The organism is Collinsella sp. AF39-11AT (assembly GCF_003474585.1).
Taxonomy (GTDB): Bacteria; Actinomycetota; Coriobacteriia; order Coriobacteriales; family Coriobacteriaceae; genus Collinsella.
Genome location: NZ_QROG01000001.1, coordinates 219927 through 237686, shown reverse-complemented (window position 1 = coordinate 237686; position 17760 = coordinate 219927). Strand labels below are relative to the sequence as shown.

Below are 17760 nucleotides of genomic sequence, written 5' to 3'. Positions count from 1 at the left end.
GTTAGCGCAATTGTCGCAAAAGGAGCGCGGACATGATGGCTCAACTTGGTGAGCGGCGCGGAATTAAGCACGGAATGAAGAGTGCGGCGCTGGCGTGGCGGGGTATGCTGGAGGGGACCATCAACCCAGCGAAAGGGGAGAGCATGACGGATCAGGAAACGATCGAGCGCGTGCACGTGACGGCCGACGATATCGAGGCCTCCAACGACCTTATCGACTTTATCGAGGCATGCCCCAGCATGTTCCATACGGCAGCGACCATTATGGCCGAACTCGACGAGGCGGGCTTTACCTACCTGCCCGAGAACGCAGCGTGGGACATCGAGCCGGGCGGGCGTTATTACACGCAGCGCAACACCTCGAGCGTCGTTGCCTTTAAGGTGGGCGAAGACCTGGCCGCTACGTGGGGCGAGGACGGCGTTGCCGGCGACTATCATTTTCAACTCACGGCGTCACACAGCGATTCGCCGACGTTTAAGGTTAAGGCCGTGCCCGAGCTCGACGGCGCGGGCGAGACGCTGCGCCTGAACACCGAGGCCTACGGCGGCATGATCGACTACACCTGGTTCGATCGCCCGCTGGCACTTGCGGGCCGCGTGCTGGTGCGCGAGGGCGACCGTATCGAGAGCCGCTTGCTCGCTACCGAGCGCGAAGTTGCCATTATCCCGAGCCTTGCCATCCATATGAATCGTGGCGTTAACGAGGGCTTTGCGCCCAACCGAGCTGTCGACCTGTGCCCGCTCATCAGCGCCGGCGACCTTAAGCAGGGAGATTTTGACGCCCTGATCGCCGACGAACTGGACGTTGAGCCCGAGCAAATTTTGGGTCGCGACCTGTTCCTGGTCAATCGTCAGGATGCACGCATTTGGGGCTGGGCCGACGAGTTTATCTCGACGCCCAAGCTCGACGACCTGGCCTGCGCCTACACCTCGCTGCAGGCATTTTTGGGTGCCGAGAATGCGCACGACGTTTCGGTCTTTTGCTGCTTTGATAACGAGGAGGTTGGCTCCGAGACCAAGCAGGGCGCCATGTCGACGTTCTTGGCCGACGCGCTGCGCCGCATCAACGGGTCGCTGGGCTTCGATGACGAGTCGTACCACCGCGCACTTGCCGCTTCGATGCTCGTGAGCTGCGACAACGCGCATGCCGTGCACCCCAACCACGCCGAGAAGTGCGACGCCCGCAACCAGGTTGTGCTTAACGGCGGCATCGTCATCAAGGAGGCCGCCAACCAGCACTACTGCACCGACGCCTTTAGCCGCGCGGTGTTCCAGGCCATTTGCGATGACGCCGACGTGCCCACGCAGGCCTTTGCCAACAAGAGCGATATGGCCGGCGGTTCTACCCTGGGCAATCTGTCCAATATGCAGGCGAGCATGCATGCCGTGGACGTGGGCCTGCCGCAGCTTGCCATGCACTCGAGCTACGAGACCGGCGGCGTGCGCGACGTAATGTACGCCATCCGCGCCCTCACCGCCTTCTACGAGCGTGACCTGACCATCAACGGCGCCGAAAGAGTGGAGCTCTAAAACCTGCCAAAAAGGGACAGGTTTATTTTGGCAGGTTTTATCTGGGCGAATGCAAAGGGTGAAACCGAACTAGATCTGCGATACGTGGCCGCCGAGGTGCAGTGCGCCTCGGCGGCTTTTTGTGTACAGAGTACGGCTAATGCTTATAAATGCTATACATGCTTTACGTATCTACCATAGAGCTTTATGATATTTTGAAGTATTAAGGAGGGGTCATGACCACAACAGCCGCTCAGATCAACGTACGTCTCGATGCCGATCTTAAAAGGAGTGGGGACGCCGCTCTCTCCAAGGCCGGTATGACGCCGAGCCAAGCGGTGCGAGCGCTCTGGCAGCTTGCAGCATCGCTGGCCGATCGCCCCGGTGCGCTCGAGGATATCCTGCTGCCCAGTCGTGCCCGGGCGGAACAGCGCGAGCGCGAAAAGGCCGCCAAACGTAAGCTCGAGCTTATGGATCAGGGGTCGAAGCTGTTCGCTGCCGCTTGCTGTGAGTCGGGAATCGATATGGTCAAGGCTCAGCCATCGGACGACGAAGAGCTCAAACGGAATGCCTATGCGGATCGCTATGGCGAGGAGATGAGCTGGCTCTATGAGTGAGACTCCAAAGCGCATCTTGGTTGACACCAACGTGTGGCTCGATTACTTCATTCCCTCACGACGTGGTCGTTCGGTGGCGATTGAGTTTTTACGCGATGCATGCACGGCGCAGGTTGATTTGCTGTATGCGGCGACATCGTCCAAAGACCTGTTTTATTTGATTTCAAGCGAACATAAGGCATGGTATCGGCGAGAGCACGGTTCGCTTTCCCAGTATGCCGCTACGGTAGCGACTTCGCTTGCATGGGATTGTCTTAGCGTGCTGTCGCAGCTTGCCACGCCAGTGCCCTGTGACCTGAGCGACATCTGGATGGCGAGCAGACAGCGTGAGCTCCATAGCGATTACGAAGACGATTTAATCATTGCGGCAGCGATACGCGCTCAAGCAGATCTACTGGTCACCAACGATGTCAAACTCTGTTCACACGCACCCGTTGCAGCAATGAGCGTAGAAGACGCAAAGAATTACTTAGCAACGCTCTAGCAATTTGAAGACCCTGCAGGTTGAGCAAACGTCAGCGAGAGCCCGCCAGAGTGAGCAAGGTGACGTGAAAGAGGAGGGCATAGGCCTTTTGGCCATGCCCGACGATTGAACGTCAGATTGCCGCTCTGGCGGGCTCGCAGCGTCGAGGGGTTCCGGCGTTTGGCAAAACGCCGGAACAATTAGTGTTCGATCCAGCAGCGCAGGGTCTCGCCGGCCTGCAGGTGACGCAGATTCTCCGCGGCGATGTCGACGACGTTGTTGAGCGTGGCTGCCAGGTGGAACCAGCCGGAGACGTGCGGCGTGATGAGCATGTTGGGCGCATCCCACAGGGGGCTTGTCGCGGGCAGCGGTTCGGGGTCGGTGACGTCGACCGCGGCGCCGGCGAGATGTCCCGACTCCAGAACGGCAACCAAGTCATCGGTGACCACAAGGTCGCCGCGGCCGCCGTTGGCAAAGAAGGCACCTGGTTTCATCGCGGCAAAGAACTCGGCGTTCGCCAGACCGCGGGTCTCGGGCGTGCTCGGCATAAAGGATGCGACGATGTCGGCCTCTGCCAGGCGCTCAGGTAGGGCGTCCATGCCGTCCATGTCCTCAAACACAATGGGGTAGACGAGTGGATGGCGCTTGATGCCGCGGACGTGCGCGCCCATGCCGCGGCAGAGCGTGGCAAAGTGACCGCCGATATCGCCCGCGCCCAGCACCAGCACGTTGGCGTTTTTGAGCGAGGTAACTGGCCCCAAATCCTCCCAGCGATGTTCGCGCTGCAAGTCGTGATAGCCGGGCAGGCGCTTCATCATGGAAAGGACCATGGCAAACATGTGCTCGCTCACGGCCTGGCCGTAGGCGCCCACCGAGCAAGACAGTTTGGCGTCGGCTGGCACGGTGCCGGCGGCAAGGTAGTCGTCATAGCCGGCGGTCTGCAATTGCAGCAGCTGGAGATGCTCGCATGCCGTGAGCATGTCAGAGTCGATGTTGCCCAAGATCACGTCGGCGTTGGCGACTTGTTCGCGCGTGATAGCGTCGGCGCTCGTGTAGATAAAGTCCTCGCCCGGAGCGCTCGACTCAAGAATTGCGCGATGGTGGTCGTTGACGGGCAGCAAAACCAAGATGTTCACAAGTAGTCCTTTCCGCTTGACCCGCCAAAAAGGGACAGGTTTATTTTGGCGGGTTTTATCAGGCAAAACGCTATAAAAACGCCGGGCTTCGCGATGGTTAACATATCCATCGTGAAGCCCGGCGCATCCACGGCTACCAGCTCAGCAGCTCGTAGCCGTCCTCGGTCACCACGAGCTGTACCTCGCACTGGGCCGAATCGCTGCCGTCCTTGGTGCGCACGCACCAGCCGTCGCCCTTGCTGATCTTGATGTCGGGCGCTCCGGCGTTGACCATGGGCTCGATGGTAAAGACCATGCCCGGCACCATGATGGTGTCCACATCGGGCGCCTCGGTGGTAAAGCCCACAAACGGGTCCTCGTGGAACTCCTTACCGATGCCGTGTCCGCCGTACTCGCGCACCACGCTAAAGCCGGCGTCCTCGACGGTCTTTTGTACTGCCTCGGCCATAACGGAGAGCGGTAGCCATGGCTTGACGGCTGCCAGACCCGCCTCCACGCTGGCACGGGTGACGTCGACCAGGCGCTGGCGCTCGGCCGAGACCTCGCCGATGCAGAACATGCGGCTCGAATCACTAAAGTAACCGTCCAAGATCGTGGAGCAGTCTACGTTGATGATGTCGCCCTCGTGCAGCACGTCCGTATCGCAGGGAATGCCGTGGCAGACCACATCATTGATCGAGGTGCACACGCTCTTGGGGTAGCCCTCGTAGTTGAGGTCGGCCGGCGTGCCACCGTGCTCGACGGTGTAGTCGTAGATCATCTGGTCGATCTGGTTGGTGGTCATGCCTGCGGCGATATGCTCGCCCACATAATCGAGCACGCCCACGTTGATGGCTGCCGAGCGCTTGATGCCCTCGATATCGGCGGGAGTCTTGTAGAGCGTGCGAGGCAGAACCTCCCAGCCTTCTTCCCACAAGCGCTCGAGGCGCTCATCAAAGGCGCTATGGCATTTCTTGTATTTCTTGCCGCTGCCGCACCAGCAAGCGTCGTTGCGGCCGGGCACGGGTCCTTTGTCATACATGGCTAACTTCCTTTCATTCGCAGCTAGTATAGCCCACCCACGCGGCCATAAAAGTTGCGGTGATATAGTTCCGATTTAAGCGGTTTAACAGCACAAATAGGAACTATATCACCGCAACTGATGGGGCGGGATGGCGGGCACTAGCTGCTGCGTGGTTTTGCTAGTAGCTCACCTGGCAGGGAATACCGAGGGCGCGCACGCGCGCGGCAATGGCGTCGAGCACCTCGGGCGCTGCTTTGGCAAGGCCGGCGACTGGTGTCTCGCGCGCGACCGTGTAGATGGTCGCCTCCTGCGGACGAATGCGCTCAAGCGCCGCGAGCCAGGGGGCAACATACTCCTCGCCGGTATTGTCGATGAGCTTGCCCTGATACTCGCCGGTCAAAAAGATCGTCTGGATAATAACGTGACCGTCAAAGCTTGCGAACGTCTCGATCTGGTGTTCGACGTTGTAGGGGCCAACAGGCTGGTCGAGCAGCTGGATAAACGCCGGGTCGACGGTATCGAGCTTAAGAATGTTGTCGTCGACCATCATGAGCGCGTCGTGCACCTCGGGGCGGTCGGCGCGTGTGCCGTTGGAGAGCACGGCGATCTTGGAGTTTGGGGCAAGCTCGTCGCGCAGTGCGACGGCGCCGGCGATGGCCCGTGGAAACTCCGGTGCGGCGGTGGGCTCGCCGTTGCCTGCGAAGGTGATTACATCGGGGAGCTCGCCCTCGGCTGCCATCTCGCGCAGCTTTGCCTCGAGCGCTTCGAGTACCACGGCAGCCGTGTTATACGGCTCATGGCAGGGGCGCTCGGCGTTGAGGCCGTTCTCGCAGTAGATGCAGTCGAACGTGCAGATTTTGCCGCTGGCCGGCATCATGTTGACGCCGAGCGAGAGACCAAGGCGACGGCTGCGAACGGGCCCAAAGATGGGGCTGGCATTCAAAAACGTAGACATAGGCATATGCTCCTCAAGACAATTGTGCCTAAGCATAGCATCGGCTCCAAAGCAAGGTGTGGGCTCTTGCTTTACAAGTTTCGTTTTTTCACGTCGCTCATGATGCCGTGCCATGAAAAGCCTCGGGTCGGGTAAAGTTAATCTGTTAACAAGGTGTAAGGCAATGCGGGTCTATCCAACCGCACTGACGTGCAACTGGATGAGCATTGATGACGGGGGCACAACATGGATTTTACGGTCGAGAATGCGGGCACCACGATCGCCTGTCGCGAATATGTCGGCCCGGATGTGTCGCCTGATGCTCCTGCCTTGGTGTGCGTGCACGGCGCTTGTGTCGACGGCACATTTTTTGACGGTATCGCTTGTGAGCTCAGCCGCAACTACCGCGTAATTGCCTACGACCGCCGCGGCTGCGGTGGCAGCAGCGATGCGGCAGACGGCAGCTATGATCTTGCCGCTCAGGCCGCCGACCTGCAAGCCGTGATCGAACACGTTGGCGCTCCGGCAAATGTGCTTGCGCATAGCGCCGGTACGTTGGTGGCGCTGGAGCTTCTTCGCACCGAACCCCATCTCGTTGCCCGTGCGATTCTGCATGAGCCGGCTGTGTCGGACAAAGGCGTCGGTATGGGCGCAGCTCCGGTTTTGCTCGATATGATTGCGGCGGGAAAGGTTTCAAGGGCGCTCCGGCTTTTCTTGGGAGCCCTCGGCGACTTGGACCCCGAGGCTCCTGGAACGACCGAAGCGGAAGCCAAACATGCCCTGCGCAACGGCCGCAGTTTCATGGCAAACGAATACGGGATTGCTATGACCTGCGTTCCCGATTGGGATAGCGTTCGCGCGTCAAAAACGGTGGCCGCCGTGCTCCTGGGCGAGCTCTCGATTGGCACATCCCGCGAGGCTGGTACGCGAGCGGCTGCCGAATATCTCGATTGCCCCCTCGTGACAATCCCGGGCGCGCACAACGGCCTGCGCGATCGCCCGGCAGCGGCTGCCCAGACTGTCCGTAGCATCCTGGAGCTCTAGCAGCCGTAAAAATCAAAACAGTCTTCACTCGCAAACGTTTCGGCCGTGTTAACAAATGTGCTCAAAACCTCACGTCTGCGGCTTCAATCGCGCCGCCTGCCAACTCATAAAAATGTAACAGCATTCACGTGCTTACCTGCATCGGCAAGGTGTTACCCTTGTAACATTTGGAACCCACCGCTACCATGCGAAACTATCGAAAGGGCCCCATATGCTCAATAATCACGAGGTCAATCTAACCGACGAGGAGGCTGCCGCCGAGGTCGCCCGTGTCGCGAAGACCTACCCCGTGGTGCGTTTGCTGTCGGCCGATCAGATTAAGAGTGAGCCTAACTGCCTGCTCGCCGGTGATCGGTGTCCTTGTCTGCGTCAGTCAAGTCTTGAGGCTTTGGCAGACTCCGATGAGGTGTCGGAGCAACTGCTCAATGATGGCACTGAGTACCGCGCCCGTCTACGCCCTTTGAAGGTCGAGGGCGAGCCTCACGTCTTGCTGATGGTGCGTCCGATCGATGAGCAAGAGGCCGCAGAAGAGGACCTTGTCTACACCGACGTGCTGACGAATGTGCGCAATCGCCGATATTACGAGGAAAAGCTCCGTAGCACCCGCGTGAATGCCGGCGTTGCGGTGATCGACCTTGATGATTTTAGGGTCTTCAACGATACGTGTGGCCGTCATGCCGGCGACCTTGCGCTCGGTGCTGTGGCGACAGCCATGCGCAGCGGAATCCGTTCGACTGACGAGCTTGTGCGCTATGGCTGCGACAAGTTTGTGGTTGTCATGCCCAATATTCCCTCCGATGACTTCACCCGTCGCCTGCATCAGGTGTCCGATGCCGTTCGTTCCACGATTATTCCGGGCCATGAGTACGTGAGCTTGACGGCATGTGTTGGTGGCGTTCGCATTCATGGCGAGACGGTCGATGAGGGCGTTGGCCGCGCTGCCCAGTTACTGAGCCGCGCTAAGGCAAAAGCCGGTACGGTCGTGACCGATGCCGATTCCATCGAGGCCTTCCAAAGCGAAAAGCCTTTGGTGCTTATTGTCGATGACTCCGAGATGAACCGAGTCATTCTCAACGAGATGCTCAAGGACGAGTATTGTATCCTCGAGGCCGATAACGGTCGTGCGGCGCTCGACATGGTCGACCGCTATGGCGATGAGTTGTCGCTCGTGCTGCTGGACATTATCATGCCGGGCATAAGTGGCTTTGAGGTACTGGCCGATCTGTCGCGCCGATCGGGTATCGACAATCTGCCTGTCATCATGATCTCGAGCGAAGATTCCGATGATATGGTTCTGCGCGCGTACGAGCTGGGCGCCTCGGACTATATCAACCGCCCGTTTGACTCCCGTGTCGTGCGCCGCCGTGTAAGCAACACCATCCGCCTATACGCCAAACAGCGCCGCCTGACGAACCTGCTGTCCCAGCAGTACAACGAGCGCGTCAAGAACAGTCGCATGCTCATCGACATCATGGCCGGCGTCATGGAGCTTCGCAACGGCGAGAGCGGCAGACACGTTACGAACATCGAGAAGCTGACCGAGCTGCTGCTTGGCTGTCTGGTCCAGCGTAGCGGCACGGTCTCCCTCGACAATGAGGAACGCTCTACGATTGCCCTTGCTTCGGCGTTGCACGATATCGGCAAGATGTCGATTGACGATGCGATCCTCAACAAGCCCGGACGCCTTACGCCCGAGGAGTTTGAGATCATGAAGACGCATACCACAATCGGCGCCGACATGCTGCTTGAGCTGGGTAGCCATCACGCCGGCAATGCGCTTATGGAATATGCGTACCAGATTGCGCGTTGGCATCACGAGCGCTGGGACGGCAAGGGTTACCCCGATGGCCTTAAGGGCGACGAAATTCCCATCGCCGCGCAGGTGGTTTCGGTGGCTGACGTGTACGATGCACTGACGAGCGTGCGCGTGTACAAGGACGCTATCCCGCACGAGGAGGCGATCCAGATGATCCTGGACGGTAAGTGCGGCACCTTTAACCCGCTGCTGCTCGATTGCCTGCTCGAGGTGCAAGACCAAATTGCCGAGACGTTGGCACGCCCTGCTGACGTCGTTGCGTTTCCCACGATTTAGTTTGACCAAAGGAGTTTTAACCCATGATTTCCATGCGTGAGGCGTATGAGAAGATCGGCGCAAATTATGATGACGCGTGCGCTCGGCTGATGGGCGAGGAAATGCTTGCCCGCTTTGCCCTCAAGTTTTTGGATGACGAGAGCATGGACAAGCTGGAGGCCGCCATGGCGGCGGGAGACGCCGAAGGTGCGTTTATGGCAGCGCACACGCTCAAGGGCGTGAGCCAGAACCTGGGATTCGATAATCTGTACGAGCCGGCGGTCGTGGTGACCGAAGCGCTGCGCGGCGCCGATGCCGTTGACGGCGCTCGCGAGGGAATGCATGCACTGCAGCAGCAATATGCGGCTACGATGTCGGCCCTGCGCGAGGTGGCTGAATAAGAGCTTGCGAGCTTTGGACTGTGTGCCGGCAGCATATAGGTAATAGGGCGCCCCGCCGGACCATGTGGCCGGCGGGGCGCCCTTATCTGTTGTGCGGTTCGTGAGCTAGCGGGCCTGCTTTACCTTGGCCGCTGCCTCGACAAACGACTTCCACAGGTTAAAGTCGGTCTCGAGCATCTTCCACGTGTACTCGGGATGCCATTGCACGCCCAGGCAGAACGGCTGGCCCTCGACTTCGATGCACTCGGGCACGCCGTCGGTTGCCTTGGCGACCAAGCGCGTGCTTTTACCCAGACGATCGACGCAGCAGTGATGTGCGGAGTTGGTCTGGATCAACCTGTGCCCGCCAACCGCGCGCTCCAGCAGCGAGCCCGGCACGACCTCGACAGGATGCGCAGGGTCGTTGAGCACGTGGGTATGGCGCCACTGCGTGCGGCCCTCGCGCGCGCCCAGGCTCGGCACGTCCATGCACAGGGTGCCGCCGGTGGCGACATTGAGCAGCTGCGTGCCGCGGCAGGTGGTAAAGAGCGGCTTCTTGGCGCGAAGCACCTCGTTAACCAGCTTAAACTCAAAACGGTCGCGAATCTCGCAGCACAGCGTGGGGTCGTAAGGACGCTCGTCGCCCCAGCGTTTGGGGTTGACGTCCGGGCCGCCAGGAATGGCGATGCCGTCGGCGATTTCCACGTAATGACGGATAACATCGATGTCTTCGGTAATAGACATCTGCAGCGGCATGCCGCCGGCGGCAAGGATGGCATCGACAAAGACGCTTGCGATTTCCTCGTTGGGGGAGAGCATCTCGCTTAAAAACGGCTTTGCCTCTTCCCAACGCGGCGCGACGAGGACGAGAGGACGGTCGGCGGGGGCAACGTCGACGTGCGGGGTATAGGACGATGAGGTGCGAGTTCCGATCATGGGTGTGGCTTTCGAATCCGGGTGGACATAGCACAGGGGTGACGCGGGACAAACGCTGGTGATGAATTTGTCCCGCGTGGCAATGGGGTTAGTGGCCCTTGATGGAGTTGAGGAACTCCTGGGCGCGCTTGGTCTGGGGATGGTCGAAGAACTCGTCGGGCGTGCCGGTTTCCACGATCTGGCCGTCGGCCATAAACACGACGCGGTCGGCCACGCGGCGGGCAAAGTTCATCTCGTGCGTAATGACGATCATCGTCATACCCTGCTGGGCCAGACGGACCATGACCTCGAGTACCTCGTTGATCATTTCGGGATCGAGGGCGCTTGTGGGCTCGTCAAAGAGCATGGCCTTGGGCTGCATGGCGAGTGAACGGGCGATGGCCACGCGCTGCTGCTGGCCGCCCGAAAGCTGTGCGGGCACCTTGTCGGCCTGCTCGGCCACGCCCACGCGGCTCAGCAGGTCCATGGCGCGCTCGCGGGCCTCGTCCTTGGAGATACCCAGCACATCGACCGGTCCCAGCATGACGTTCTGCAGCACCGTCATATGTGCGAACAGGTTGAACTGCTGAAACACCATGCCCAGCTCGGCGCGCATACGGGCAAGGTCCTTGCCTTCCTGCGGCAGGGGCTCGCCCTCGATGAAGATCTCGCCCGAGTCGATGGTTTCTAGACGGTTGATGGTGCGGCACATGGTCGACTTGCCCGAGCCCGAGGGTCCAATCACAACGACGACCTCGCCGCGGTCGACCGAGAGATTGATGTCGTTGAGGACGTGCAGATCGCCATAGTGCTTATCGACGTGTCTGAGCTCGATCAGCGGCTGATTGCCGGTGGAAGAGGTGCTCTGTGCCATGGTGCTCGGCTCCTTATGACTCGAAATGGTAAAGCGTTAGCGGATGATGGTCGCGCCGGTCTTGTGCGAAACATAGACAGCGGCCTTGTTGATCGCGACGTTGATGAGGATGTAGATGACCGCGATAACCAGGTAGACCGACACGAGGGCGTCGTAGTTGGTAATGAGCACGCGGGCGTTTTGCATGAGGTCGGGGTAGCTCACCACATAGGCGACGGTGGTGTCCTTGACTACGACCACAAGCTGCGAAATCAAGGACGGAATGATAAACCGAATAGCCTGCGGCAACACGATTTTAAAGGTGATTTTAGCTTTGGAGAGACCGAGCGCCTGGGCTGCCTCGACCTGACCGCGCGGCACGGCATTGACGCCCGCGCGGAAAATCTCGGCCAGTACACCGGCTGCGGCGAGCGCGACGGGAAGCGTGAGCATCCAAAACGACGGCAGCGCAATCTTGTACTGGGGCAGCACCAAAAAGAAGAAGTAGATGAACAACAGGCTCGGCACGCCGCGGAAGAAGTCGGTAAGCACACGGCAGACCAGCTGTAGCGGTTTGATGTCGCTCGTGCGGCCGAGCATAAGGGCTAAGCCCAGCACCAGCGCAATGGCGCCGGCGGTGAGTGCGACTTTAACGGTGCCCTCAAAGCCGGCAAGCAGGAACTTCCAGGTGGTGAGGTGCGTAAAGAAATACCAATAGTGGACCGAAAGCTGGCCGGTCACATAAAAGCGCTGCAACACGAGGGCGACGAGCACGGCGACGGCAACAAGCGAGATGGCGGTGCCGATGCGAATCTTGGCGCGCATCTTGGGGCCGGGAGCCTCGTAGAGCGCATCGCGCATGGTGAGCGCGGGGGAGGAGTGCTTGCTCATCGGAGGATCCTCACCTTCTTATCGATGTAGTTGCCAATGTGGCTCACCACAAAGGCCGTGCCCAGGTAGCCGAGCGCCGAGATAAAGAACGCGGCGACGCCGCCGAGCGAGCGCGTGTTGATGTAGCTCACCACGCCGGTGAGCTCCTGCGGTTTAAGCGGCACCTGGCTGCCGAGCGCGGTGGTGAGCATGACGGCGATAAAGAGGTTCGTCATGGGCAATACGCTCGAGCGCAGCGCCTGCGGAATCACGATCTTGGCGAGGATGCGGCTGAAGCTCATGCCGAGCGAGCGGGCGGCTTCCACCTGGCCGACGCCGACGGTGTTGATGCCGCTCATAAAGTTCTCGGAGCCAAAGGCCGAGCCCAAAAGGACCGTGGCGACGATAACGCAGGTGCGGTAGGGCAGGACGACTTTGAGCGGCGGCAGCGCATAGACGACGATGATGAGTAGCGCGATGCCGGGGATGTTACGGAAGACCTGAACATACAGGTCGCCAAAGACGCGCAGCGGCTTGAGCGGCGACACGCGCATCACGGTGACGGCGACGGCCAGCACCATGGCGATGGCAAACGACTCAAGCGTCATGCCCCAGGTTGCTAGCAGTGCGTCGATATAGTTCTGGCCATAGAGCGACCAGAGCTCGGAGAGACTCATGCGGACCTCCCGCCGGTAAGGAAAGGGGCTCCCGTGTGTACGGAAGCCCCGACAACTCAGTGAAGAAACAGTTTAGCGCAATAAAGCGCACCGTGCGTTTCCGTATGGTTTCGTTGCGGCCGTTACTAGGCGCGTTGCCTAGGCGCCGATCTCGGGCAGCTCGGGAACATTGGTGTCACCCGTGCGGTCACCGATGCAGATCTGCCACAGCTCGGTCCAGGTGCCGTCGTCCTCAATCTTCTTAAGGAAGTCGTTGACGAAGGCGACGCCGTCGGAATCGAGCGGCAGGCCGATGCCATAGGGCTCCTTGCTGCCGAAGGGCTTGCCGGCGATCTTATACTTACCGGGCTCGCGGACTAGGGCGCTCTGCTGCATGTTGTTGTCGATGACGTAGGCGTCAACGCGACCCTGCTGGAGTGCCTGGCGGGCCTCCTCGTCGGTCTTGAACTCCTGCTGGCTGGCCTTGGGAGCGAACTCCTCCAGGATGGCGGGGCCGTTGGAGCCGGACTGGACGGCGACGTTCTTGTCGGCCAGGTCGTCGACGCTCTTGATGTCGTCGTTATCGGCGAGCACCAGGATGGCCTGCTGCGTGTAGTAATAGGGACCGGCAAAGGAGACGAGCTTCTTGCGCTCGTCAGTGATGGTGTAGGTGGCAAAGACGGCGTCGACCTGGCCGTTCTGCAGGACGGACTCGCGCGTGTCCGAGGTCACCTGCGTGATCTCGACCTTGTTCTCGCCCAGAATGTAGTTGGACAGGAGCTGTGCGATACCGGCATCGAAGCCGCGGGTCTGACCGTCTTTCTCGTTGAGGAGGGAGAAAAGTGTGGAGGTCTGAACGCCACCGATCTTAAAGACACCGGCGTCTTTGACGGCCGTGGCCCAGGTGCTGGCGGCGATGGCGTCGTCATCGGCCTTGGGGCCGTTGTCGACGAGTTTGTCGAATGCCTTGGCATCGAGTATGGTGGAAGCCTCGGTATCTTCGGAGCTCTTGGAGGAGCCAGCGGCGGAACCCTTGTCAGCCTCGGCGCTGGTGTCAGAGCAGCCGGCAAGACCAAGGCCGGCGACGGTTGCGAAGGTGGCGGCGACAAAGCCGCGGCGGTCGAGAACGACCTGCTGGGAGAGGTTCTTGCTCATGGTAGAACACCTTTCTCAATAAAATCCCTAGCGGTTGAGTAGAGTTATACCCTATCCCGCTCAGATGGGTCAACACGAAATAACTCAGAAACATACTTACCTTATGGGTAATTCTTCCTACCAAAAAGGGACAGGCACCTTTGTGGTGGTTCTTGCAGATGTGGTGGCCTGCCTCGCTGCTTTGTCTCAATCTGTAACAGGTAGACGAGGAAATGGGTTCTAGCTGTTACAGATTGAGATTATCTCCTTAATGGGATTCGAATGTCTCAATCTGTAACATCTGGACGGACAAAAGGTCTCTATCTGTTACAGATTGAGACAAACGTCAGGGACTAAGACGTCTTGTCTAGACCTGTAACAGTTAGACGGGAATTCGGGCCATAGATGTTACAGATTGAGATAATCGCGCCGCGAAAATAAAAACCTCCGCAGGGGTGCTTCCCTTGCGGAGGTTTTTTACTCGTTGAGTAGCCTTACGGCCTCGGCGGCCATGTTCTCGACCGTCATGCCGTTCTGAGCGAGCAGCTCGTTGGGGTCGTAGCGGTCGGGGAAGCCCTTGGCGATGCCGAAGGTGCGCGTGCGCACGGGCGTGCAGGCCAAGTAGCACGCGACGCGTTCGCCCCAACCGCCGTCCAAGATGCCGTCCTCGAGGGTGACGACAACGCGATGCTCGGTGGCAAGGCTGTCGAGGAACTCGCGGTCAAGCTCGGTTGCAAAGCGAGGGTTGACGAGCGTGGCCTCGATACCGTATTCGGCTGCCAAGCGGTTTGCCACACGCTTGCCCAGCTCAAAGAAATCGCCGAGCGCGAGCACGGCCACGTCGCGGCCCTGGCGCACCACGTTGTAGCGCGCGACACCGTAATCGGCGTTCTCGGCAGGCGCCAAGTCGGGGCGGCTTACCAGGCCAATGCCGGGCAGGCGAATCGCCACAGGATGCTCGCGATGGTCGAGCGACCAGCTCAGCATGGATAGATATTCCTCCATGCAGGCCGGCGCCAGGTAGCGCATGTTGGGAAGAGCGCCCAGCATGGAAATATCAAAGAACGAAAGATGCGTCTCGGATGTGGTGCCAAAGATCGACGCGCCGAATACAAGGATGGTCGCCGGGGCGTCGTTGAGGCACAGGTCGTGCCACAGCTCGTCATAGGCACGCTGCAAGAACGTACCGTACACGCCAAAGACCGGCTTGGCGCCCGAGCGCGCAAGCGCGGTGGCAAAGGTCACGGCGTGCTCCTCGGCAATGCCCACATCGACGAACTGTTTGCCGGCGGCAGCGCGAAGCTCGGGTGTAAAGCCCATGATGTAGGGCGTGGCGGCCGTGATGCCCACGACCTGCGAATCGCGCTCGATGGCGGCGCTGAGCGCCTCGCCCGTAATGTCGGCATAGGTGCGCGGCGCAGGCTCGCTCGGATGGCCCGGGCAGAGCTTGCGTCCAGTTGCCATGTCAAACGGACCCACGTGATGCCAGCGTTCGGGGTCGTTCTGGGCCGGCTCAAAGCCCTTGCCCTTGGCGGTGGAGACGTGCAGCACGATGGGATGATCGATATTGCGCAGTTCCTGCAGCGCGTCGACCAGGGCCAACACATCGTTACCGGCGTCCAGATAGCGGTAGTCGAGCCCCATCGCGCGGAAAACGTTGCGCTCACAGGTGCCGTTGCTGGCGCGCAGCTCGGCCAGATTGCGATACAGGCCGCCATGGTTCTCGGCAATGGACTGGTCGTTATCGTTGACGATGATGATCAGGTTGCTGTCGAGCTCGGCGGCATTGTTAAAGCCCTCAAACGCCAGACCGCCCGAAAGCGAACCGTCGCCAATGATGGTGATGACGTTGTACGCATCGCCCGCCAGGTCACGAGCGTGCGCCAAGCCGCAGCCCAGGCTCACCGATGTGGAGGTGTGGCCCATGGCGAACAGGTCGTGTTCGGACTCGTCGGGATTGGCAAAGCCAGAGGCCTCGCCGTAGCGTGCCGGGTCGATATAGGTGTACGCGCGCCCAGTCAGCGCCTTGTGGGCATAGGTCTGGTGCGACACGTCAAAGACAATTTTGTCGGTGGGGGAGTTAAACACGCGATGGAGCGCAACCGTAAGCTCAACGACGCCCAGGTTGGGGGCAACGTGCCCGCCGACGGCGGCGGAGCTTTCGAGGATGGCGTGGCGGATCTCGCCGCAGAGCAGCGGAAGCTCGGCGCGATCGAGAGCCTTGACGTCCTCGGGCGTTGTCGTTTGCGTAAGCAGCATCGTTGTGGGTTACTCCATGCGAATCGTGCGCCGGCACTCCCTCGGCCGGCACAATTGCACAAGACAGTCTCGCACATTTTGGCGTTTGATATGTGACGGCGGCGCGGTAATTCGCCAACTGGTGGGGCAAAACGTTTTGTCCGATGCCATACTGGTAAATTCGATGATGATTTTATTCATTGCGCGCAGGCCGCGGCTTGCCGCCGAGCGCCGCCGGAAGGAGGCCGCATGTCCGATACCGTTCGTGCCGAGAAAATCGCGCGCGAGGTCGACGATGCCGCCCGTCAGCTTGCCCAGGCGGGCCGCTTGGACCTGATGCATGAGTTTATCCAACATGGCGATGTGACGGTCTATACGCATGTGACCTCGGTAGCGCGGGCAAGTCTGTCCTTTGCCGAGCGCCTGGGCCGCGTCGGTATCTCCGTCGACCGCTTATCGCTGCTGCGCGGGGCCCTGCTGCACGATTACTTTCTCTATGACTGGCACGATCCCGACCCAAGCCATCGACTGCATGGCTTTCGTCACCCGTTTTTTGCCTTGGCGCGTGCGGAGGAAGATTTTGAGCTGACGCCGCGCGAGCGGAATATTATCGTACGGCATATGTTTCCGCTGGTACCGGTGCCGCCGACGTGTCGTGAGGCATGGATTGTGTGCCTGGCGGATAAATGGTGCGCACTGCGCGAGACGATTGCCGGCCGTCTGCCGCGCAAAGGCGGCGCGAACGATTTGAACGAGGGCCCGAGTGACGGCTCGAGCAAAGAATCGAACGAAAAGAGGAGTGGGTAGACGGTGGGAACCGCGATCGACATGGCATTTGACGGCGCGACGCTTGCCGCCTGTCCGCTCTCGGCGCTGGTACTCTCGTTTGCCTTCTACGGTTTTTGCGGCTGGGTATGGGAGTCGACAGTCTGCGCCATGCTCAACCACGGACGCTTTGCCAACAGCGGCTTTTTGCTAGGGCCGTGTTGTCCCATCTACGGTGCGGGCGGCATTGCGTGCTGGTTGCTGCTGCGTGGAATCCCAGACGCCTCGAGCCAGTTTGTCGCTGCCGCGCTCGTATGCAGCGTGATCGAATATAGCGTGGGCGTGCTGTTGGAAAAAACGACGGGTGCCCGGTTTTGGGATTACTCGCATCTGCCGTTTAACCTGCACGGACGCATCTGCCTGTACTGGGCCTGCGCGTTTGGCTTGGGTGCGTTGTGTATTTGCCGTTTAGTGGAGCCGGCATTGCTGGGGCTGCTTGGCCATCTGCCGGTGCTAATCGTGCGCTTGGCCGCCTTTATCGTCGCGGTCGCGATGATGGTCGATGCGGTGTGCTCGTTGGCGAGCTGGCGGCGTCTGTCCGATCAGCTTGAGCGTGTGCGTGCCGACCTTGCCGACCGCATCAATGAGTCGCTTGCCGACGCCTCCGACTCTATGCTCGAACGTATTCCCGATTCGGCGATTGACTCGGTGGCGCAGACGCATATCCGCGGTCGCGCCGTTAACGCTTGGCTGGCCGAGCTGGGCGACGCGGCGCTCGATGCCCTGCGCGAGAAGACTTCGATGCCGACGTTTATCTCGGATGGTGCTCGCGGCCTGGCGCTCGCTGCCCGCCGCGTGGCCGATGCCGCGCCGAGTATGCCGCGTCCGTCGCTCGGTCGTCGCCTTGCCGGCAAGCGCATGAGCCGCCCGGTACCGAGCGTGTCACTCAGCCGCCGCGACCTACGCTTCTTTAACGCCTTCCCGCGTCTGTGCATCAATCGTTACGAGGGTGTCATTCGAGCTACCGACCTCCGCGACCGAGCCCGCGAGCTGTTCCGGCGCTAGCCAGAGCGGAGCCAAGCGCGCCCTTCTCGTTCGCACGTTTCCCGTTCGTTTCGCGTCCGTTGCCGCGCCGTTTCCAAGATTGCGGTGCCGTTTCCATTCGACAACGCA

The 17760-nt window shown here is 60.3% G+C and carries 17 protein-coding genes; 8 read left to right on the top strand and 9 right to left on the bottom strand.

What is annotated here, in order from left to right; all coding sequences use genetic code 11:
* Positions 1-143 precede the first annotated feature (143 nt).
* The 3 genes from DW037_RS01115 (at position 144) to DW037_RS01105 (ending at position 2609) form a co-directional block, all read left to right on the top strand.
* Positions 144-1529, top strand: coding sequence for a M18 family aminopeptidase (locus DW037_RS01115; RefSeq protein ID WP_233503855.1), 1386 nt, complete (start codon positions 144-146; stop codon positions 1527-1529).
* A gap of 215 nt (positions 1530-1744) precedes the next feature.
* Entirely contained in the window at positions 1745-2125 is a 381-nt protein-coding gene (locus DW037_RS01110; protein ID WP_117584152.1) for a translation repressor RelB, read from the top strand.
* Entirely contained in the window at positions 2118-2609 is a 492-nt protein-coding gene (locus DW037_RS01105) for a PIN domain-containing protein (RefSeq protein WP_117629925.1), read from the top strand. The genes DW037_RS01110 and DW037_RS01105 overlap by 8 nt, the downstream gene beginning before the upstream one ends.
* A gap of 179 nt (positions 2610-2788) precedes the next feature.
* On the opposite strand, the gene DW037_RS01100 is transcribed toward DW037_RS01105, so the two are convergent.
* The 3 genes from DW037_RS01100 to DW037_RS01090 form a co-directional block, all read right to left on the bottom strand.
* Positions 2789-3724, bottom strand: coding sequence for a D-2-hydroxyacid dehydrogenase (locus DW037_RS01100; protein WP_117584150.1), 936 nt, complete (start codon positions 3722-3724; stop codon positions 2789-2791).
* Positions 3725-3857: 133 nt separating this feature from the next.
* Entirely contained in the window at positions 3858-4745 is an 888-nt protein-coding gene (gene map, locus DW037_RS01095) for a type I methionyl aminopeptidase (protein ID WP_117584149.1), read from the bottom strand.
* Between the two features lie 160 nt (positions 4746-4905).
* A complete protein-coding gene (locus tag DW037_RS01090) occupies positions 4906-5682 on the bottom strand; it encodes a radical SAM protein (protein WP_117584148.1) in 777 nt (258 codons plus the stop codon).
* Between the two features lie 225 nt (positions 5683-5907).
* Between DW037_RS01090 and DW037_RS01085 the strand changes: the two genes are divergently transcribed.
* The 3 genes from DW037_RS01085 (at position 5908) to DW037_RS01075 (ending at position 9177) form a co-directional block, all read left to right on the top strand.
* A complete protein-coding gene (locus DW037_RS01085; protein ID WP_117584147.1) occupies positions 5908-6705 on the top strand; it encodes an alpha/beta fold hydrolase in 798 nt (265 codons plus the stop codon).
* Between the two features lie 211 nt (positions 6706-6916).
* Entirely contained in the window at positions 6917-8797 is a 1881-nt protein-coding gene (locus DW037_RS01080) for a diguanylate cyclase (RefSeq protein ID WP_118372647.1), read from the top strand.
* Between the two features lie 23 nt (positions 8798-8820).
* The gene (locus DW037_RS01075; RefSeq protein WP_199578285.1) at positions 8821-9177 is read left to right on the top strand and encodes an Hpt domain-containing protein; all 357 of its coding nucleotides are present in this window, start codon (positions 8821-8823) and stop codon (positions 9175-9177) included.
* Positions 9178-9282: 105 nt separating this feature from the next.
* Here the strand turns inward: DW037_RS01075 and DW037_RS01070 are convergent, their stop codons facing one another.
* The 6 genes from DW037_RS01070 to DW037_RS01045 form a co-directional block, all read right to left on the bottom strand.
* The gene (locus DW037_RS01070; RefSeq protein ID WP_118372646.1) at positions 9283-10092 is read right to left on the bottom strand and encodes a gamma-glutamyl-gamma-aminobutyrate hydrolase family protein; all 810 of its coding nucleotides are present in this window, start codon (positions 10090-10092) and stop codon (positions 9283-9285) included.
* Positions 10093-10180: 88 nt separating this feature from the next.
* A complete protein-coding gene (locus tag DW037_RS01065) occupies positions 10181-10945 on the bottom strand; it encodes an amino acid ABC transporter ATP-binding protein (protein ID WP_118372645.1) in 765 nt (254 codons plus the stop codon).
* Positions 10946-10981: 36 nt separating this feature from the next.
* The gene (locus DW037_RS01060; RefSeq protein ID WP_117785903.1) at positions 10982-11815 is read right to left on the bottom strand and encodes an amino acid ABC transporter permease; all 834 of its coding nucleotides are present in this window, start codon (positions 11813-11815) and stop codon (positions 10982-10984) included.
* On the bottom strand, positions 11812-12471 hold the full coding sequence (locus DW037_RS01055; protein ID WP_022094657.1) for an amino acid ABC transporter permease: 660 nt from the start codon (positions 12469-12471) through the stop codon (positions 11812-11814). The genes DW037_RS01060 and DW037_RS01055 overlap by 4 nt, the downstream gene beginning before the upstream one ends.
* 138 nt (positions 12472-12609) lie before the next feature.
* Positions 12610-13605 carry a glutamate ABC transporter substrate-binding protein gene (locus DW037_RS01050; RefSeq protein ID WP_055251966.1) on the bottom strand — a complete coding sequence of 332 codons (996 nt, stop codon included), beginning with the start codon at positions 13603-13605 and terminating at the stop codon, positions 12610-12612.
* 456 nt (positions 13606-14061) lie between these two features.
* Positions 14062-15843 carry a 1-deoxy-D-xylulose-5-phosphate synthase gene (locus DW037_RS01045; protein WP_117629934.1) on the bottom strand — a complete coding sequence of 594 codons (1782 nt, stop codon included), beginning with the start codon at positions 15841-15843 and terminating at the stop codon, positions 14062-14064.
* A 228-nt stretch (positions 15844-16071) separates the two neighbouring features.
* Here DW037_RS01045 and DW037_RS01040 point away from each other — a divergent pair, with 228 nt between their 5' ends.
* Both DW037_RS01040 and DW037_RS01035 read left to right on the top strand, forming a co-directional pair.
* Entirely contained in the window at positions 16072-16629 is a 558-nt protein-coding gene (locus DW037_RS01040) for an HD domain-containing protein (protein ID WP_117584135.1), read from the top strand.
* 3 nt (positions 16630-16632) lie between these two features.
* Complete coding sequence (locus tag DW037_RS01035; protein WP_233505712.1) at positions 16633-17652, top strand: putative ABC transporter permease; 1020 nt, start codon at positions 16633-16635, stop codon at positions 17650-17652.
* The last annotated feature ends 108 nt before the right edge of the window (positions 17653-17760 follow it).

What these genes read in the sequence shown, in the direction of transcription:
- DW037_RS01070 (WP_118372646.1), bottom strand. Translation starts at nt 10,092, where the DNA reads ATGATCGGAACTCGCACCTCATCGTCCTATACCCCGCACGTCGACGTT.
- DW037_RS01065 (WP_118372645.1), bottom strand. Translation starts at nt 10,945, where the DNA reads ATGGCACAGAGCACCTCTTCCACCGGCAATCAGCCGCTGATCGAGCTC.
- map (WP_117584149.1), bottom strand. Translation starts at nt 4,745, where the DNA reads ATGTATGACAAAGGACCCGTGCCCGGCCGCAACGACGCTTGCTGGTGC.
- DW037_RS01045 (WP_117629934.1), bottom strand. Translation starts at nt 15,843, where the DNA reads ATGCTGCTTACGCAAACGACAACGCCCGAGGACGTCAAGGCTCTCGAT.
- DW037_RS01075 (WP_199578285.1), top strand. Translation starts at nt 8,821, where the DNA reads ATGATTTCCATGCGTGAGGCGTATGAGAAGATCGGCGCAAATTATGAT.
- DW037_RS01060 (WP_117785903.1), bottom strand. Translation starts at nt 11,815, where the DNA reads ATGAGCAAGCACTCCTCCCCCGCGCTCACCATGCGCGATGCGCTCTAC.
- DW037_RS01050 (WP_055251966.1), bottom strand. Translation starts at nt 13,605, where the DNA reads ATGAGCAAGAACCTCTCCCAGCAGGTCGTTCTCGACCGCCGCGGCTTT.
- DW037_RS01080 (WP_118372647.1), top strand. Translation starts at nt 6,917, where the DNA reads ATGCTCAATAATCACGAGGTCAATCTAACCGACGAGGAGGCTGCCGCC.
- DW037_RS01115 (WP_233503855.1), top strand. Translation starts at nt 144, where the DNA reads ATGACGGATCAGGAAACGATCGAGCGCGTGCACGTGACGGCCGACGAT.
- DW037_RS01040 (WP_117584135.1), top strand. Translation starts at nt 16,072, where the DNA reads ATGTCCGATACCGTTCGTGCCGAGAAAATCGCGCGCGAGGTCGACGAT.
- DW037_RS01055 (WP_022094657.1), bottom strand. Translation starts at nt 12,471, where the DNA reads ATGAGTCTCTCCGAGCTCTGGTCGCTCTATGGCCAGAACTATATCGAC.
- DW037_RS01105 (WP_117629925.1), top strand. Translation starts at nt 2,118, where the DNA reads ATGAGTGAGACTCCAAAGCGCATCTTGGTTGACACCAACGTGTGGCTC.
- DW037_RS01090 (WP_117584148.1), bottom strand. Translation starts at nt 5,682, where the DNA reads ATGTCTACGTTTTTGAATGCCAGCCCCATCTTTGGGCCCGTTCGCAGC.
- DW037_RS01085 (WP_117584147.1), top strand. Translation starts at nt 5,908, where the DNA reads ATGGATTTTACGGTCGAGAATGCGGGCACCACGATCGCCTGTCGCGAA.
- DW037_RS01110 (WP_117584152.1), top strand. Translation starts at nt 1,745, where the DNA reads ATGACCACAACAGCCGCTCAGATCAACGTACGTCTCGATGCCGATCTT.